General features: G+C 54.5%; 11 protein-coding genes. 6 read left to right on the top strand and 5 right to left on the bottom strand.

The window, feature by feature from the left end:
• The first annotated feature begins 59 nt into the window (after positions 1 to 59).
• Positions 60 to 866: a 5-deoxy-glucuronate isomerase gene (gene iolB / locus ACTIKR_RS17050; protein ID WP_442328479.1), complete on the top strand. Its 807-nt coding sequence runs from the start codon at positions 60 to 62 to the stop codon at positions 864 to 866.
• Between the two features lie 211 nt (positions 867 to 1,077).
• Here the strand turns inward: iolB and ACTIKR_RS17055 are convergent, their stop codons facing one another.
• Both ACTIKR_RS17055 and ACTIKR_RS17060 read right to left on the bottom strand, forming a co-directional pair.
• A complete protein-coding gene (locus ACTIKR_RS17055) occupies positions 1,078 to 2,169 on the bottom strand; it encodes a mandelate racemase/muconate lactonizing enzyme family protein (RefSeq protein ID WP_442328480.1) in 1,092 nt (363 codons plus the stop codon).
• A complete protein-coding gene (locus ACTIKR_RS17060; protein WP_442328481.1) occupies positions 2,169 to 3,140 on the bottom strand; it encodes a tripartite tricarboxylate transporter substrate binding protein in 972 nt (323 codons plus the stop codon). The genes ACTIKR_RS17055 and ACTIKR_RS17060 overlap by 1 nt, the downstream gene beginning before the upstream one ends.
• 231 nt (positions 3,141 to 3,371) lie before the next feature.
• Here ACTIKR_RS17060 and ACTIKR_RS17065 point away from each other — a divergent pair, with 231 nt between their 5' ends.
• On the top strand, positions 3,372 to 4,202 hold the full coding sequence (locus ACTIKR_RS17065; protein ID WP_442328482.1) for an alpha/beta fold hydrolase: 831 nt from the start codon (positions 3,372 to 3,374) through the stop codon (positions 4,200 to 4,202).
• Between the two features lie 87 nt (positions 4,203 to 4,289).
• On the opposite strand, the gene ACTIKR_RS17070 is transcribed toward ACTIKR_RS17065, so the two are convergent.
• On the bottom strand, positions 4,290 to 5,234 hold the full coding sequence (locus ACTIKR_RS17070; protein WP_442328483.1) for an aromatic alcohol reductase: 945 nt from the start codon (positions 5,232 to 5,234) through the stop codon (positions 4,290 to 4,292).
• 229 nt (positions 5,235 to 5,463) lie between these two features.
• Between ACTIKR_RS17070 and ACTIKR_RS17075 the strand changes: the two genes are divergently transcribed.
• Positions 5,464 to 6,366, top strand: a complete 903-nt coding sequence (locus ACTIKR_RS17075; RefSeq protein WP_442328484.1) for a LysR family transcriptional regulator — start codon at positions 5,464 to 5,466, stop codon at positions 6,364 to 6,366.
• A gap of 75 nt (positions 6,367 to 6,441) precedes the next feature.
• Here ACTIKR_RS17075 and ACTIKR_RS17080 read toward each other — a convergent pair whose 3' ends face one another.
• Positions 6,442 to 7,278, bottom strand: a complete 837-nt coding sequence (locus tag ACTIKR_RS17080) for an NADPH-dependent oxidoreductase (RefSeq protein WP_193088824.1) — start codon at positions 7,276 to 7,278, stop codon at positions 6,442 to 6,444.
• A 49-nt stretch (positions 7,279 to 7,327) separates the two neighbouring features.
• On the bottom strand, positions 7,328 to 8,314 hold the full coding sequence (locus ACTIKR_RS17085) for a Bug family tripartite tricarboxylate transporter substrate binding protein (protein ID WP_442328485.1): 987 nt from the start codon (positions 8,312 to 8,314) through the stop codon (positions 7,328 to 7,330).
• 485 nt (positions 8,315 to 8,799) lie between these two features.
• Between ACTIKR_RS17085 and ACTIKR_RS17090 the strand changes: the two genes are divergently transcribed.
• Genes ACTIKR_RS17090 through ACTIKR_RS17100 form a run of 3 tightly spaced genes read left to right on the top strand, consistent with a single transcriptional unit; the run spans position 8,800 to position 15,291 of the window.
• Entirely contained in the window at positions 8,800 to 10,800 is a 2,001-nt protein-coding gene (locus tag ACTIKR_RS17090; protein ID WP_442328486.1) for a TonB-dependent receptor domain-containing protein, read from the top strand.
• The gene (cobN, locus tag ACTIKR_RS17095) at positions 10,800 to 14,729 is read left to right on the top strand and encodes a cobaltochelatase subunit CobN (protein WP_442328487.1); all 3,930 of its coding nucleotides are present in this window, start codon (positions 10,800 to 10,802) and stop codon (positions 14,727 to 14,729) included. The genes ACTIKR_RS17090 and cobN overlap by 1 nt, the downstream gene beginning before the upstream one ends.
• Positions 14,730 to 14,781: 52 nt before the next feature.
• The gene (locus tag ACTIKR_RS17100) at positions 14,782 to 15,291 is read left to right on the top strand and encodes a MotA/TolQ/ExbB proton channel family protein (RefSeq protein WP_193088830.1); all 510 of its coding nucleotides are present in this window, start codon (positions 14,782 to 14,784) and stop codon (positions 15,289 to 15,291) included.
• Positions 15,292 to 15,341: the final 50 nt, after the last annotated feature.

The raw sequence follows: 15,341 nt of genomic DNA on the forward strand, positions 1-15,341 counted from the left end.
TTCGAATTTCTGTTTGAGGCCTGGCTTGCTGCCAGATCGGGACAAGAAGGGGAACGTTAATGACATTGAAAGTGAAAGCAAATATCGATACCCTGGTGGCGGATGTGCCAATGGGCGCGTGCGGACTGACTTATGTCGGCTTTCAGGCGTATCGGTTCGATGAGCCACAAACCAGGGTATTCCGCAGTGAGGCCAATGAACTGTGTCTCGTTATTCTCAGTGGCAAGGCGTCGCTGCAGGTCAAAGGGCCGGATGGCACTTATCAATGGGACGATTTGGGTGACCGTATTTCGGTTTTCGAGGAAAAGTCCCCTTATGCCGCATACATTGCTCCGTGTTCTGAAGTGCTGGTAACAGCACAGCGTGGTTGTGAGCTGGCGGTTGCGACGGCTCCTGGAAACAATGGGCAATATCCTTCCCGGCTGATTCGCCCAGAAAGCATGAAAAGGTCCAGTCGTGGGCAAGGAAGTAATACACGGCATGTATGCGATATCCTTCCTGAAACCGAACCGGCTCATAGCCTGTTGGTTGTCGAAGTCATCACGCCACCGGGAAATTCTTCAAGCTATCCGCCTCACAAGCATGACCGTGATGCCATTCCGAAAGAAAGCGCATTGGAAGAAACGTATTACCACAGACTGCACCCACCCCAGGGTTTCGCATTCCAGCGAGTATATACGGACAATCGTGATATTGATGAGGCGATCTGTGTTGAGAACCATGATGTCGTCAAGGTTCCCAAAGGCTATCATCCTGTAGTAGTACCGCATGGTTATACATCATATTATTTGAATGTAATGGCCGGACCTAAAAGAGTGTGGCATTTTCATAATGATCCTGAGCATGAATGGATGCTAAAGGGTTGAGCCATAAAATCGTTCAGAAAATTCCCGATCTTTCTCAACGAAATGACCATCTTGTCGATTTATATGGCGCGTTGCCGGTTTCGCATACATTCGAAGTCGTGCCGGGTTTAGGGCATGAGGGCCCGCGTATCTTGCGCTCGCCGGCCGGGTTGCGTTGGATTTTCGATGTCCGCAAGGGGGCGCGTTAGCCGGGCGTCAGACGCTCGCCTGTTTAATCCGGTCTGAACGAGATGCCTGCCAGGTCCAGCGCGTTGTCAGTCAGTGGCGGATCCGGCAGGTGGATCGCGCCGCCTTCAAGCCAAAGGGCATGCTTCAGCGGGCTGGCCGTCAGGGCGAGATAGAAGGTCTGTTCGGCAGGAAAAGCATCGAGGCCGACGGGACAACTGGCGGCCCATTGCAGATTGATCAGGGTGCCGAGCGCACTTTCTGCATAAATGCCGACTGTGGTTTTTGCACCGTGTTGGGCAGCCCGCTGGCGGATGCGCTGCGCTTCACCCATGCCGATTCGCCCAGGCTTGGTGCTCAGCGCCAGGGCGCCTGCCTGTAAAAAACGTTCCGCATCCTGTTCAGTGGTACAGGCGCGATCAATCAAAATCGGCAGTGGAGACTGCCGTTGCAACGATTCAAATAATGATAACGATTCGAGCGGGCAGGGATCCTCGACGTATTGAACGCCGCAAGCAGCTAATTGTTCCAGATAGTGCGGCGTTTCGGCGGGCGTGTATTGGCTGTTGGCATCCACCACATACCGGCAGTGGGCTGGCAGGGCGTCGTGTAAGGCGCGAAGCACCGCGAGGTCGGTCTTAACACCTTGTCCGCCCTTGACTTTAAAACTGCAGAGGCCATGGCGCGTGTATTGCTCCAGGGCTTGCGCCACCATTCGCGCGGGGGATTGCCGGGTCAGTGTCCAGGCAACGTCAATCTTGGATTGTCCCTGCGTAAAGCGCCAGCATGGCTGTTGATGGGCCGCCGCGCGCAGCAGCAGGGCGGCGGTTTCGATCATGCCCTTGGCGAGCCGGTTTTCGGGAATGGGCGCAAGCGACCGGGCCACGGCCTGAGCGTCACTCAAGTCGGTGCCGGCCAATTGCGGTATCAGTATGTCATCAAAGGCGGCCTGCAGCATGGCGGGCGATACCCCAGACCAGGTCGCCTTGAGTGTGCCTTCGGCATAGCCGGCCTGTCCCTGTTCGTTGCGCAATGTTAGCAAGGCGTACACGCCTTCATTTTCGACCGCGTTGGCCCAACGGATGGTGTGAACGTACGGGATACGGTAAAAGCGCAGCGACCAATCGGCTAACTTCATCAGTTGGTCCTGATTTGGGCGGATTTGACAAGTTTTCCCCAAACCTGCATTTCCTGCTCGACATGGGTCTTGAAGGCATCCCCGGTCGTGCCAAGCATTTCGACGCCTTCGGAAGTGAACGTGTCGGAAAATGTCTTGTTGCGAATGATTTTATTGAACGCGCTGTTCAGTTTTTGAATAATTGCTTTTGGCGTTCCGGCGGGCGCCAGATATCCCCACCAGCCTTGCGCATCATAGCCGGGCACGGTTTCTTGAACCGTGGACACTTCGGGCAGCGATGACATGCGGTTCTTGCCGGTGGTGGCGAGCGCCTTGACGCGCCCGGGCTTCAGGTAAGCCATCGAGCCGGGATAGGTGCCGAAGGTTACGTGAACCTGTCCGCTGGCAACATCGTTCAAGCCTTGTGCCAGGCCCTTGTATGGGATATGCATGATGTCGGTCCCCGTCAGCTCTTTGAGCATTTCACCCATCAGGTGCGCCGAGCTGCCGTTACCGGTGGAGGCATAGACGTATTTACCTGGTTCCTCTTTTACGAGTGAAATAAATTCGGCCACGTTATTTGCCGGCAGTTTTGGCGTGGCGATCATCACATAGGAAGATGTGGCGGCCAGCGTGATGAACTCAAAACTCTTGAGCGGATCAAACGGGAGTTTCTTGACCAATGAAGGAAGAATCGAGTGAGCTGCTGCGGCTTGCAGTAATGTGTATCCATCCGGATCGGCCCGCGCGACAAACTCGGTGCCAATCGCCGTGCCGGCGCCGGGCTTGTTTTCCACAATGACGGTCTGCTTGAGTTCCTCACCGAGGTATTGCGCCATGCGACGAGCCAGAATGTCATTGATCGCGCCTGGCGTATACGGCACGATGATGCGAATGGTGCGATTCGGGTAATTGTCGGCGGTTTGCGCCTGGGCTGAAAAAACCGCGCCGACGGTCAGGGCGAGCAAGGCGAATGGACGAATTTTTTTCATATTCTGTCTCCTCTTCAGATGTTTTTGTGGTTCTTGTGAACCGTTTGGTTTGGTTTCAATAAGAAACTATATATTTTGAATTTAAAATCATATAGTTTCTTTTATCAACTATAATTTAGTTGCTATCAACTTTCAACTGCTATTTATATGGTTTCATAAAGAAACTATAGATAGATGTATAAAGAAACTAATAATTGCCAAGAATTCGATCTCAATCACAAGTGAATATTCATGAATGTTTCGACTTTCAATACATACCAGCCCATCCATAAAACCGCGACGCGTTGTGAAGAAAACGATGGTCGGCCACAAGCAATCTCCATTGCCTATTGGGTGCGGGGAAAAGGGCCGCTTATTGTCATGTTGCCGTCGCTGGGACGGGACGTGGAAGACTTCGAGCCTGTTTCAGCGCTGCTGGCTGAGGCTGGCTATCGTGTCGTCTGCCCGAGCCCGCGGGGCATTGGAGCAAGCACTGGGCGCATGGATAAGCTGACGCTGCATGATTTCGGTCGTGATGTCGTGTCGGTGATCGACGCTGAAGGCGGGGAGCCGGCCTTTGTTGCGGGACATGCTTTCGGCAATTGGACGGCCCGCATTGTCGCCGTTGACCGTCCGGATCTTGTCCGCGCGGTGATTATTCTGGCTGCCGGGCCGCGCGTGGTAGCGCAAGGACCAGGCGCTGGCCTGTCGCATTGCATGGATCAAAGCCTGGATGTATCTGTGCGACTGGACTGGATCAAAAAGGTGTTTTTTGCCGAAGCGAGCGATGCGTCCGTTTGGCTGGATGGATGGTATCCTGAAGCAGCCAATGCCCATCGCGCCGCCAAGGCGGCAACACCTATCGACAACTGGTGGGGAGCAGGCAATGCCAGGATCCTGGATGTCCGGGCGCTGGAAGATGCCTTCGCGCCGCAAGAAGCTGGTTGGCAACTAAGCCAGGATCTGGGAACGCAACGGGTAACGACAGTAGCGATCGCCAATGCAGGTCACGCCTTGCTGCCGGAACAGCCGACTGCGGTTGCCGAAGCGATTAAAGCGTATCTCAAGGATTTCCAGTACTAAATGTATTCATTGCAGCAATATTCGCACTTACGACGCGTTGCTCCCAAACAGTCGCGTCCTCTACTCCTTTGAGACAGCAGACCTGTACTAGCCCACTCTCGCCTTGTGCGCTAATAGCCAGGTTTTGACGTCGGTTGTCGGGATGCCTTTTTGGGCATTATAGGTCTTGGCCTTATCCCACCACATTCCGTCGCCGAGCGCGAATGCCACTCTATACCGAGCCATGACGTCCTCGGGGTGCCGTGCAAGAGCGGTGTCGAGTTTTTCTTTTGTCAACAGGTCGCGCTTAAAAGTGCGCTCCGTAACTTCCTCCACGATCGTAGCTAGCTGGCTGTACGAAACTGTGTCGCTGGCTACAAAGACTACCTGGTTCATAATCCTGGGGTGCTCGAGCAGGATTTCGGTAGTTAGACGGCCAATATCGTCAGGCGTTGTTACGGTCACTTTTGTTTCCCAGCTACCCAAACCGCGTACGATGCCTCTTTCAAAATCAATTAGACCTGTTGTTGGTTCAAACAGGAAACTTGTGAACATGCCGGTTGAAACAATCACCCATTCGGTTTTCGATTGGGACCGTAGTATGTTCCTGACGTCGTATTGTTCATCGAACACTGGCTGGCCGCTGCCTTTGCCGATGACGTCATAGTCCACGCCAAACTGCCATGGAAAATAGCGACGGACGCCGGCGGCAAGAACGGCTTCGGTCAGTTTGATTTGGGTGCCCGGCCCGGCGACGAATCCGGTGCAATTGATCACAGTATGAAATTGACCGAACACCTGGATGAGATCTTCAACGGCGCTGTTCATAAGATCGAATGGCAGCAAACGTGCACCCATGGCACGCAGTTCTCCGTACTTCTGTGCTTGTCCCTGTGTAGGGTGATCCATTGACTGCGGAGATACCAGTACGGCAAGCGGGCAGCCGGCATTTTTCTGGCGTGGGGCAAGATAGCGCAAGATAGCCATTCCCAGTTCTCCTGCGCCTAACACTAAAATATTGTCCATGTTGACGTTCTCAGGCAGGTCGTTCATAAGATAGATGTCCTTTATGGTTTAGGATGATTGTTGCAGTTTTCTTGCATAATATGCTGGCAGTGCATTCAGCATGAGGGAAGGGGTTGCGGCAAAGTAGTAATTCTGAGTATAGGTGGTGTGTGTTCGATTCGTAAGCCCCATTTAATTGCTTTCAAAATTGCAAAAAATGGGATAATGAAGCAACTTATAAGCTTAGCGGAGGACGCCGGTGGATAGAATTCGGGTCATGCAGATATTTTGTCGTGTTGTCGAATCTCACAGTTTTGCGGGTGCGGCAATGAGCCTGTCAATACCTCGTTCCACAGTAAGCAGGGCAATTCAAGATCTGGAAGCTTTTCTTGGCGTCAAACTATTGCAACGCACGACACGAACGCTCAGCCTCACACCCGATGGCACTCTTTACTACGATCACTGCCAACATGTACTGAACGAGGTTCAGCGGATGGAAGCAGATTTATCGGGCAACGCACTCAAGCCTCGGGGTCGGTTACGAATTGGCATGACGTCGTCCTTTGCACGATTGGTTGTTTTACCCGCTATAAAGACGTTTCAGGCTAGCTATCCCGAGATTGATGTAGTACTGACACTTGGCGACCGGCCTGTAGAGTTGATACAGGAGGGAGTCGACTGTGTAGTACGGGCCGGCATACCAACGTTTTCGGCGTTGTTGGTGGCGCGCAAGATAGGTAGTTTCGAATGGCTGATTTGCGCCTCCCCTGACTATCTACAACAATACGGCGCACCGCGCTCACTGGAGGACCTGGCACATCACCAAGTGATCGAATTTCATTCAGGGCTCACGGGCAGGGCGCAGAATTGGCGCTTTGTCTTGAATGACGAGGAGCGCGAAGTCGGTGTAAAAGGATCTCTCGCTGTGAACGATACCGATGCCTACGTGACATGTGCTCTTGAGGGGCTTGGATTGATACGCATTGCCAGCTTTCTTGCAGTACAACACCTGCGTGCCGGCCGCCTGGTTCAGGTCCTTGAACAGTACAAGGCCCCGTCAGTTCCTCTGTCAGTCATTTATCCTCAAAACCGGCATTTGTCTTCGGCGGTGCGAGCTTTCGTCCATTGGGTTGGCGAACGCGTGCACAACGTGGCAGCAGACTGGGATTGGCGTCCCTGAGTCTTCCTAGGAAATTGGCATGATTATCCGCGCTATTTGACCGTCTCCACATACATGCCGTCCCTTTGCCTGGCCTTAGCGCAGTTCAAATCCCAGATTATTAAGCGCTTCAACCAGACGATGCCGTCCTGCCATCGCGTCCGGGCCGCGAACACGATTCAAGGAATGCAGATCCCAAGGGCCGCTGTTTTTCATGCCCTGCGTCGCGTAAAACTCTGCCATGGTTGCGTTATAGCTTTGCGTCGAGGCATTAAGGGCAGATGCATCATACTTCTCCTTATGAAGGACTGCAGCCTGAGCAAGGCGTGGTTTGATCGACGCGGGCCTGAGTACATCCGGATAGCCAATACACATGCCAAAGGTTGCGAACGCATAATCAGGTAAACCAAGCTCCTTGGCGACTTCCTCTGGATGATTGCGCATCCCACCGATATAGACGACCCCAAGACCCATGGATTCGGCCGCGAGTGCGGCATTCTGCGCGGCAAGCGCTGAATCGATAGTTGCAACCAGGAACGTTTCCAAATGATCAAGACTGGCATGAGGCACACCGCGCTTGAGGCCCAGGGATTTCAGTCGTGACAGATCGGCCACCCAGACAAGAAACAGCGGGCAGCGCCGAATGTGTTCCTGGTTTCCTGCCAGTTGGGCCAGCCGCTCCTTGCGCGCTGGATCCTGCACCGCCACCACACTCCATGTCTGCAAATTGGAGGAAGACGATGCAGATTGTGCAGCAGCAACAAGCAGTTCGAGCGTATTGGGTTTCAGCACTTCGTCGGTATATGCACGGACGGAGCGGTGGTTGAGTATGGTCTCGATCGTTGTGTTCAATTCTTCTGAGACGAACGATGCTTTCTGATAACGTGCATATACGAGGTCTTGCGGAGCACTGGAGCTTATGGAATGGTTCATGAATTTTTTACTCATAGATTTAACGTGATAGCTGGTTTTGGAATAGTAATTAATCAACCTTGATTCCAAGCTGACGGATCAATGGAGTCCACCTGTCCATCTCACTTCGTATGAAAGCGTCCAGCTCTTGAGGCGTGGAACTGACCAGTTCCATGGCTGAAAGTCGATCGCCCAACCCGGGAAGGGCCACAATCCGGCGAATTTCGGCATTCAGTTTCGCAACGATGTCAGGTGGTGTGCCGGCTGGCGCCAACAGGCCAAGCCATTCCGTCGTAACCACATCTATCCCTTGTTCCTTGAATGTAGGAATATCGGGCATGGAAGGGTAACGTTTCTCGGAAGAAATACCCAGAGGCTTGACCTTCTTGCTTTTATATTGCTCCCACGCCTGGCCCACCGTCGCGAAGGTCATGGGTATATGACCTGCCATTGTGTCCATAAGAGCCGGGGTTCCGCCTTTGTAGACAACATGTTGAATGTCTATGCCTGTATTCTGTTTCAGCAGTTCGGCGGTCAAATGCGTCATAGATCCGGTCCCGGCAGATCCGAAGCTGATGACATTCGGCTGGCGTTTGGCCAACGCAACAAGTTCGGTCAGATTATTGGCTTCAAATCCCGGATTGGCGTAGGCCACGATAGGCGTGCGAGCCATCAGACTGATGGGCTGAAAATCCTTTAGTGTGTCATAGGGCATCGTTGAGCGCATGGCCGGGTTGGTCGTGTGATTGCTGACCGAAATGATGAGCGTATAACCGTCTGCCGGCGATCTGGCCAGCGCGGTCGTTCCGATCAAGGTGGATGCGCCGGGTCGCAACTCAACCAGTACCGGCTGCCCCCAATGCTCCTGCATTTTCTGGCCGATCACGCGTGCAAACGTGTCTACCGGCCCGCCCGCCGCAAAGGGCACGATGATCTTGATTGGCTTTTCCGGATACTTGTCAGCAGCCGATTGAGCGAATGAGGTACTGGCCATACACAGGCCGATTGTCGTGGCAACCGACAGCAAGAGTGTCCGTTGTCTAAGGTTTACCTTCATCTCCGTATCCTTTGAAAGGTTGTTGTGTTGCGTGTCGCAAAAACCATTGCATCCGCTGTCTTTATTGATCGCATTATATCGGCGTACTTTTCTCAATATAACGCCTTAGTATTTCGATATTCGAAACACTGTTTTTCTCGGCTCATTGTCCGATTGCTCATTCTTTCTGTAGATGACCAACGCCATGCGTCGGTCATCTACAGAGCCCTTAATAATTTTTCGACCGTCCTGTCAAGGTATGACGCTCAAGCATGGGTGGAAGCTGCACGCACGTGGCGCGGTTTGGCGCAATTTTAGGCACCTGGCCGATATGGCCGAAGATGTTCGTTACCAGAGTGATGTCGAACTGACATTCAATGTCAATGCAAATGCTTCTAGCGCTTTTGTGTGTAATGTTATAACATATCAATATTTTCGATTGCGACTGCAATATTGGCCCATGATGCTGTACGTGAGCTAATGAACCGCATAAAACCGGATATGGTATGAGTGAGAGTAGTAGAGTGGTCTCGAGCCTGATTGCGCTGGCAGTCTGGAGTATTGGAGCAGAGGCTCAAACCCGGATTATGGAAGAAGAACCACAGAAAGCAGGACAAGCGGTCGCTTCATCACCGCAGAATGGTTATGTGACGACCTTGCCAAGCGTTGTTGTCACTGCGACCGCAAATGACAGAGCGCCCGACAATGTACCTGCAAGTATTGCGGTTGTCTCGGGCGAAGACATCCGCCGGCGCCCAGTGAATGATCTGGCCGATGCGCTTAAAGGTACGGTAGGTGTAAGCTTGGCGGACGTTGGCCAGGGCCGCAGGGGCATTTCGATTCGGGGTATGAGCGGGGAGCATACCCTGATGCTGGTGGACGGACAGCGAATCAGCTCATCATCCTCTGCCATCGCGCACTCGGATATGGAACTGGGCTGGGTGCCGGCCGAGGCCATCGATCGGCTTGAAGTCGTGCGCGGGCCAATGTCTTCGCTGTACGGTTCGGAAGCCCTTGGCGGCGTTGTGAACGTCATTACCCGTTCAGCTACCGACCATTGGGCCGGGTCTCTGAGCAGTTACGCGCTTGTCACCGATCATGGCCTGGGCGGTAATCAATATAAAAACGGATTTTACATTGCCGGGCCGCTGGTACCGGGCCGCCTGGGCCTGAGTGCCTGGGGTGAATTCAGGCGGCGCAATATGTTGCGCGATGCTTCCAACACGACATTGAGCGCTCTGGACCGCCAGCGCGCCGTGACCGGGCATCTTGGCCTGAGCTGGACGCCAGACGCACGTCAGCGCATCGACGTGTCGGTGGACGCGACCAACGAGGATCAGGCGGGTGTATATGGCGGGAGCCGCGATATCCCGTATCAATCAGAGAATGAAATACAACGTCGCCGTTATGCCTTCTCTCACACAGGGGAGTGGGACTGGGGGAGCACCCGGGCCAAGTTGTATCGCAGCACACTTGACCGGCAGATATGGCGCAGCGACGGCGGTCAGGCAAGTGGTCCCAATCGTTTCGTCGATACTGTCTTTGATACTCAAGCAAGTTTTCCGCTCAATTCCATTCATCGATTGACCATAGGCGGGCAGTTCAGGCGGGAAAGCCTGGAAGATCCAAATGTGAATCGCGTCGGAAAAAAAGCGCAAAATCATTATGCGCTTTTCGTGCAGGACGAGATTACGCTTGCCGACCGCTGGGAACTGGTGCTGGGTAGTCGTTTTGACCGACACGAGCAGTTCGGGTGGGAGATCAGCCCTCGTGCGTATTTGCTTTTTCATCCTGTAGAAGGCCTGACCCTGAAGGCCGGAGTCGGACGCGGATTCAAGGCGCCAACGCTCAAGCAGTTGTCTGCCGAGTTCGAATCATGGGCAGCGATGGGCGGGCGGGGCGTTATCCGGGGTAATCCCGATTTGCAACCGGAAACCAATCTTTCCTATGAGCTGGGTGCGGCCTATGAGGCTGACACATGGTCGGCCGGCGCAACCTTTTTTCACAATAACGTACGCAACCTGATTGATACCGTCAGACAGCCGACCTGTTTTGCCCCCGGTCGCGTTTGTCTGGCATACGAAAATGTTGCCAGGGTTCGCCTGCAAGGTGTGGAATTAACGGGAGGTGCGGATCTTTCCGCGCGCTGGAGACTGGATGCCAATTATACCTACCTGGATGCTCGCGATCAGATCACAGGGGAACCGATGCCCGATCGTTCCCGGCATCGCGCCAATGCCACTTTGGCCTGGAAACCGCTGGCGTCCTTGTCTACACGCATGCAACTCGAGTATATCGGCGCGCAGTTTCGCTCAGACAAGGAAGGCAAACGTCCCGGCTATGCACTGTTGCATTGGTATATGGATTACGCCTTGAGCCGCAACGTCACTGTACAGGTTGGGGTGGAAAACCTGACCGATAAGCGCCTGGCCAATGATGATATTGGCCTGTACAGTCGGGCAGACGAGGGGCGGCGCTACTTTGTCGGAATGCGGGTGCAGTTCTGATGCGATTGTCTCGATTGATTTGGGGCATTTGCTCTTGCCTGATCATTGGCTTGGTTGGCGTGGCGCCTGTCTGCGTGTCTGCCGGTCCTGTGGTGCAAGTGCTGCACAATAGTTTTGTCTCGGTAGAAAAGTTTCGGCACTTGCAGACTATTGCTGGAAGGCACGGTCTGCAGCTGAAGCATTTCAATGTCGACACGGCGTCGCCACAGGCGCTAAGCGCAGCCGTCGCCAGTGGAGTATTCACCGTGCTGGACACCCCCAGGCCAGGTGACAGATCAATGGTCGAGCAGCGGCTGGCCCAGGCAGAGCAGCAACAAAAGCGTGGCGCGGCTCCTCGCCTGACCGTTGGTGGCGGCCGGCCAGCCTGGACAGGCCTGGAGTCTCCCGTAGGCAGCGCATTGGCCGGGCTCTATGCCGCGGGTGGGCAACCCAATTACGGACGTTTTTTCGCGCTGGTCAGGTCAATTCATGAAGGCCTTGCGCCATCCCGTGACTTGCTGGCACCGCCTGAAAAGCTTCCTGCTACAGGCTTTTATCATCCGCAAGCTTCGCGGGTCTTCGACAATGTACATTCCTATCTGAATTGGCATGCATCTGCGTTTTCTCCCTCGGGGCCGAATTCCATTGGCCGGGTGGCATTTTTTATATCCAGGCACACGGTGACAGACTTCGTGACCGGCGAAGTGGATGAATTGATTCGTCGCAGTGAGACTGCTGGCTTGTTGCCTATCGTTTTCTGGGCCGATGCAGATGACCCGAAAGGATTGCAAGCGGCGCTGCAGAACGCTGCGGTGGATGTGTTGGTCAACTTGACTCATATGCGAGGCGGCGCCCAGCGCACGCGCGATTTCAAAGCGTTGAATGTTCCGGTAATCCAGACGCTGCGTTTTCGCGAAGGTGAGGCACTGGACTGGCCTGGCGCACCTAGCGGTGTCAATGCGCGTACTGCCGCTGTTTTCCTTGCCGGGCCGGAAGGATGGGGCGTCAGTGACCCGCTGGTGCTGTCTGCCGCGACAGCAGGGGTAGACAAGCTGCTGCCGCAACAAGCGCAGGCATTGATTGGTAAACTGCGAAGCCTGGTCACCTTGCGACATACTCCTGCTGCAGACAAGCGGCTCGCTTTGCTGTTCTGGAATTACCCGAAGGGTGAAAAAAACCTGGGTGCATCCAATCTAAATCTGCCTCGCAGTATTGTTTCTATTCAGGCCGCATTGGCGGGGCAAGGTTATGACATGGGCGAGCCCGTGAGCGAAAAAGAGGTCATCTACAAAGGTCAACGCATGCTGGGCGCCCTGTACGGTAGCGTATCGCTGGACGAACTAATGGCAGAAGATCTGGCTGCACTGTATCCGCTGTCTGCCTATGAAAACTGGCTCTCTGGTTTGCCGGATGAGCGGCAGAAACAACTGCGCCATCACGGCTTGCCTGGCGACCATCGCACGATACGAGAAATCAACGGTCAACGTCACTTCGTCATTCCAAGGTGGAAGATCGGACATCTGCTGGTCATGCCGCAGATGCCGCGCCATGCCGACGCGGCTAAGCACTACCATGACACCGCCAGCGTACCCGATCACCTCTATATGGCTGCTTATCTATATTTGCAGCAACAATACGCTGCCCATGCACTCATTCACCTGGGCACACATGGTTCCCAGGAATGGCTGCCTGGCAAGGATCGCGGGTTGGCTGCCAGCGATTATCCCTGGATGGCAGTGGGCAGCATGCCAGTGTTCTATCCCTATATTCAGGATAACGTTGGCGAAGCGATCCAGGCCAAGCGGCGCGGGCGGGCTGTGATTATCAGTCACCAGACGCCGCCCTTTGCGCCTGCCGGGCTATACGATCAACTGCGCGATCTGCACCACCTGATTCATGAATATCAGCAGCTTGACGAGGGAATGGTCCGTGAACGAGTGGCGTTGCGTATCCGGGAGACCGCATTCGCGGCGAATCTGCATCGGGATGTGGGTTGGAGTGATCTGCAGGCCGAACGTGATTTTCCCGGTTTTCTTCAGGCCGTACATAACCAGTTGCATGAACTGGCACGTACGGCAACGTCGCTGGGATTGCATACCTTTGGGCAGCCCGCAAGCGACGAGCACCGGGCCAGCACCATTGTGCAGCAGCTTGGAGAACCATTCTATGCGGCCCTGGGTATTGATAGGGAAGAGCTGTTTGTCGAAGATCACATGCAGCTGAAAAATAATCCAGCCTATCTCGCCTTACATCAACTACTAAAGCCAACCAGTAGCAGTGTTCTGCCTGACCGTATTGCTGATTTTGCCGATCGTGCCAGGGCGAACGATCGGCGTTTACGCGACACGCAGGAAAATGAGGCGTTACTTGCCGGACTGGCGGGCGGTTTTATTGAACCGGGCGCCGGTGGCGACCCCGTCCGCAACCCCGATGTAATGAGCGGCCGCAATTTATACGCTTTTGAGGCCGACAAAATTCCCGCGAGAGCAGCCTATGATTCAGCTGCGATGGTTTACGAACAGCTTGTTCAGGCATTCCGATCCGAACATGATGGGCAGTGGCCGCGCAAGCTTGCGTTTAGCCTATGGTCATCTGAGGCGATCCGCCACCTAGGGATCACTGAGGCTCAGATTCTGCATGCGCTTGGCCTGCGTCCGGTCTGGGATGCGGCAGGACGGGTCACAGCGCTGGATATTATCCCTGCCAGGGAACTGGGTCGCCCACGAACGGACGTCGTGATTCAGGTTACTGGCGTGTATCGTGACCAATTCGACAGTTTCATGCGACTGCTTGACGACGCTCTGGCCCGCTTGGCCACACTGGAAGAACCTGATAATCCGATTGTGGCCAACAACCAACGGATTGCCGCTCTGTTGCGCCAGCAGGGCATGCCATCGGATCAGGCCGCCGCTGCAGCCCGATATCGTATTTTTGGTAACGCTCCCGGACAGTACGGTACGGGGGTGTCCGATCTGGCCCTACGATCTACCGAATGGAAAGATGATGGTGAACTGGCCCAGCGTTTTCTTGCGAGCAGCAGGCACGTATATGGCAGGGGGCAATGGGGTGCCAGCTTATCGAAAACGAATCTGCTGGCCGAACAACTGCGCGGTACGCAGGCGGCGATTATGTCTCGGTCTTCGAATCTTCATGGTGTGCTCTCAACAGACCATCCATTTGAGTTCCTGGGAGGTTTATCGGCGGCGGTACGACACATTGACGGTCAGGCTCCGCAATTGCTGATTTCCGATTTGCGTGACGGCCGGGTAAACACAACCGGATTGGCGCGTTTTCTAGGCAATGAGCTGCGCGCACGTTATTTAAATCCGCAATGGATTGAATCCATGCAGCAGGAAGGTTACGCCGGCACGCTGCAGGTGCTCAATGTTACTAATAACTTGTTTGGCTGGCAGGCCATGGATCCGGCGTCAGTGCGTGACGATCAATGGCAGGCCATGTTCGACACCTATGTGAACGACACGCGAGAACTGGGTACACGCGACTGGTTCGAGCAGCACAATCCGACGGCGCAGGCGCAGATACTCGAACGGATGGCCGAAGCCATGCGCAAGGGTTACTGGAATGCATCCGAGCAAACGCGGCGTGACCTGGTCCGGCGCTGGCAGCAACTGGCTGAGCAGTTCGACGTACACACCGGCGCCGAGGCGACGCGCCGCTACATTGCTGATGTTGCTCAGGGCTTTGGTTTGACTTCAGGCGCAGCGCCCGACATGGATGCAGGGCTTACCCAAGACCAATCGCCGGATAGTCAGGGATTGACTGAGCAGGAACTACAAGCTGTGCATGGGCAGATTCTGGAGCGTGTGGAGGTTCAAGCCGAACCTTCTCCGGAAACGCCACTGGTTTTACTCCTGCTGCTATTTGTAGCGGTGACGGGCGGCGTCCGACAGTGGTGGGCCGGCCGTCACACACACATCACACAGATTTGACCCGAGCTCATTCCCGTTTTTCCGATCAAGCCCTATAACCCGAGACAACCTTATGGATTTTTTTGCCGATATCGAACACGTGCTTTACGCAGTCTCCCGCGTTTTTCTTATGCCGGTACTGTTTCTCATTGTCTTGTCTCTGCTGTATGCGGTGGGGATGCTGGGGGCGTTTTTGGTTGAAGGCTGGCAAAGGCGCCGGCAGGCAAGCGCCGATAGGCTGCTGAAACAGGCCAGACACTATCTACAGCGCCAGGCAATATCTTCTGGTGATCTGGAACTCTATATCCTGAAACAGCTGGAATGGCTGCGAATTGTGTCGCGCACGGCACCGATGCTGGGCCTTATTGCCACCATGATTCCGATGGGGCCTGCATTGCTGGCGCTGGGCAATGGCGATGCGACGGAAGTCGGCAAAAATATGGTGGCCGCGTTCTCGGCTGTTATTCTCGCGCTGCTGGCTGCCAGCCTTTGTTTTTTCATCCTCACCATACGCCGCCGTTGGCTGCTGCAGGATTTGCATCGGGCTGAACGTACCCTGTTATTGCAAGAGGAGTCGGCATAATGCGTTTCCTTGAGGACGATGACACCGATCCCATGTTGTCGGTCGTCAAT

The sequence above is a fragment of the Advenella sp. genome (genome assembly GCF_052108595.1).
Classification (GTDB): domain Bacteria; phylum Pseudomonadota; class Gammaproteobacteria; order Burkholderiales; family Burkholderiaceae_B; genus Advenella.

Bases quoted from the DNA above. Each gene is read 5' to 3' on its own strand.
- ACTIKR_RS17065 (WP_442328482.1), top strand. From the start codon at position 3,372: ATGAATGTTTCGACTTTCAATACATACCAGCCCATCCATAAAACCGCG.
- ACTIKR_RS17090 (WP_442328486.1), top strand. From the start codon at position 8,800: ATGAGTGAGAGTAGTAGAGTGGTCTCGAGCCTGATTGCGCTGGCAGTC.
- ACTIKR_RS17060 (WP_442328481.1), bottom strand. From the start codon at position 3,140: ATGAAAAAAATTCGTCCATTCGCCTTGCTCGCCCTGACCGTCGGCGCG.
- ACTIKR_RS17075 (WP_442328484.1), top strand. From the start codon at position 5,464: ATGCAGATATTTTGTCGTGTTGTCGAATCTCACAGTTTTGCGGGTGCG.
- ACTIKR_RS17080 (WP_193088824.1), bottom strand. From the start codon at position 7,278: ATGAACCATTCCATAAGCTCCAGTGCTCCGCAAGACCTCGTATATGCA.
- ACTIKR_RS17100 (WP_193088830.1), top strand. From the start codon at position 14,782: ATGGATTTTTTTGCCGATATCGAACACGTGCTTTACGCAGTCTCCCGC.
- ACTIKR_RS17055 (WP_442328480.1), bottom strand. From the start codon at position 2,169: ATGAAGTTAGCCGATTGGTCGCTGCGCTTTTACCGTATCCCGTACGTT.
- ACTIKR_RS17070 (WP_442328483.1), bottom strand. From the start codon at position 5,234: ATGAACGACCTGCCTGAGAACGTCAACATGGACAATATTTTAGTGTTA.
- ACTIKR_RS17085 (WP_442328485.1), bottom strand. From the start codon at position 8,314: ATGAAGGTAAACCTTAGACAACGGACACTCTTGCTGTCGGTTGCCACG.
- iolB (WP_442328479.1), top strand. From the start codon at position 60: ATGACATTGAAAGTGAAAGCAAATATCGATACCCTGGTGGCGGATGTG.
- cobN (WP_442328487.1), top strand. From the start codon at position 10,800: ATGCGATTGTCTCGATTGATTTGGGGCATTTGCTCTTGCCTGATCATT.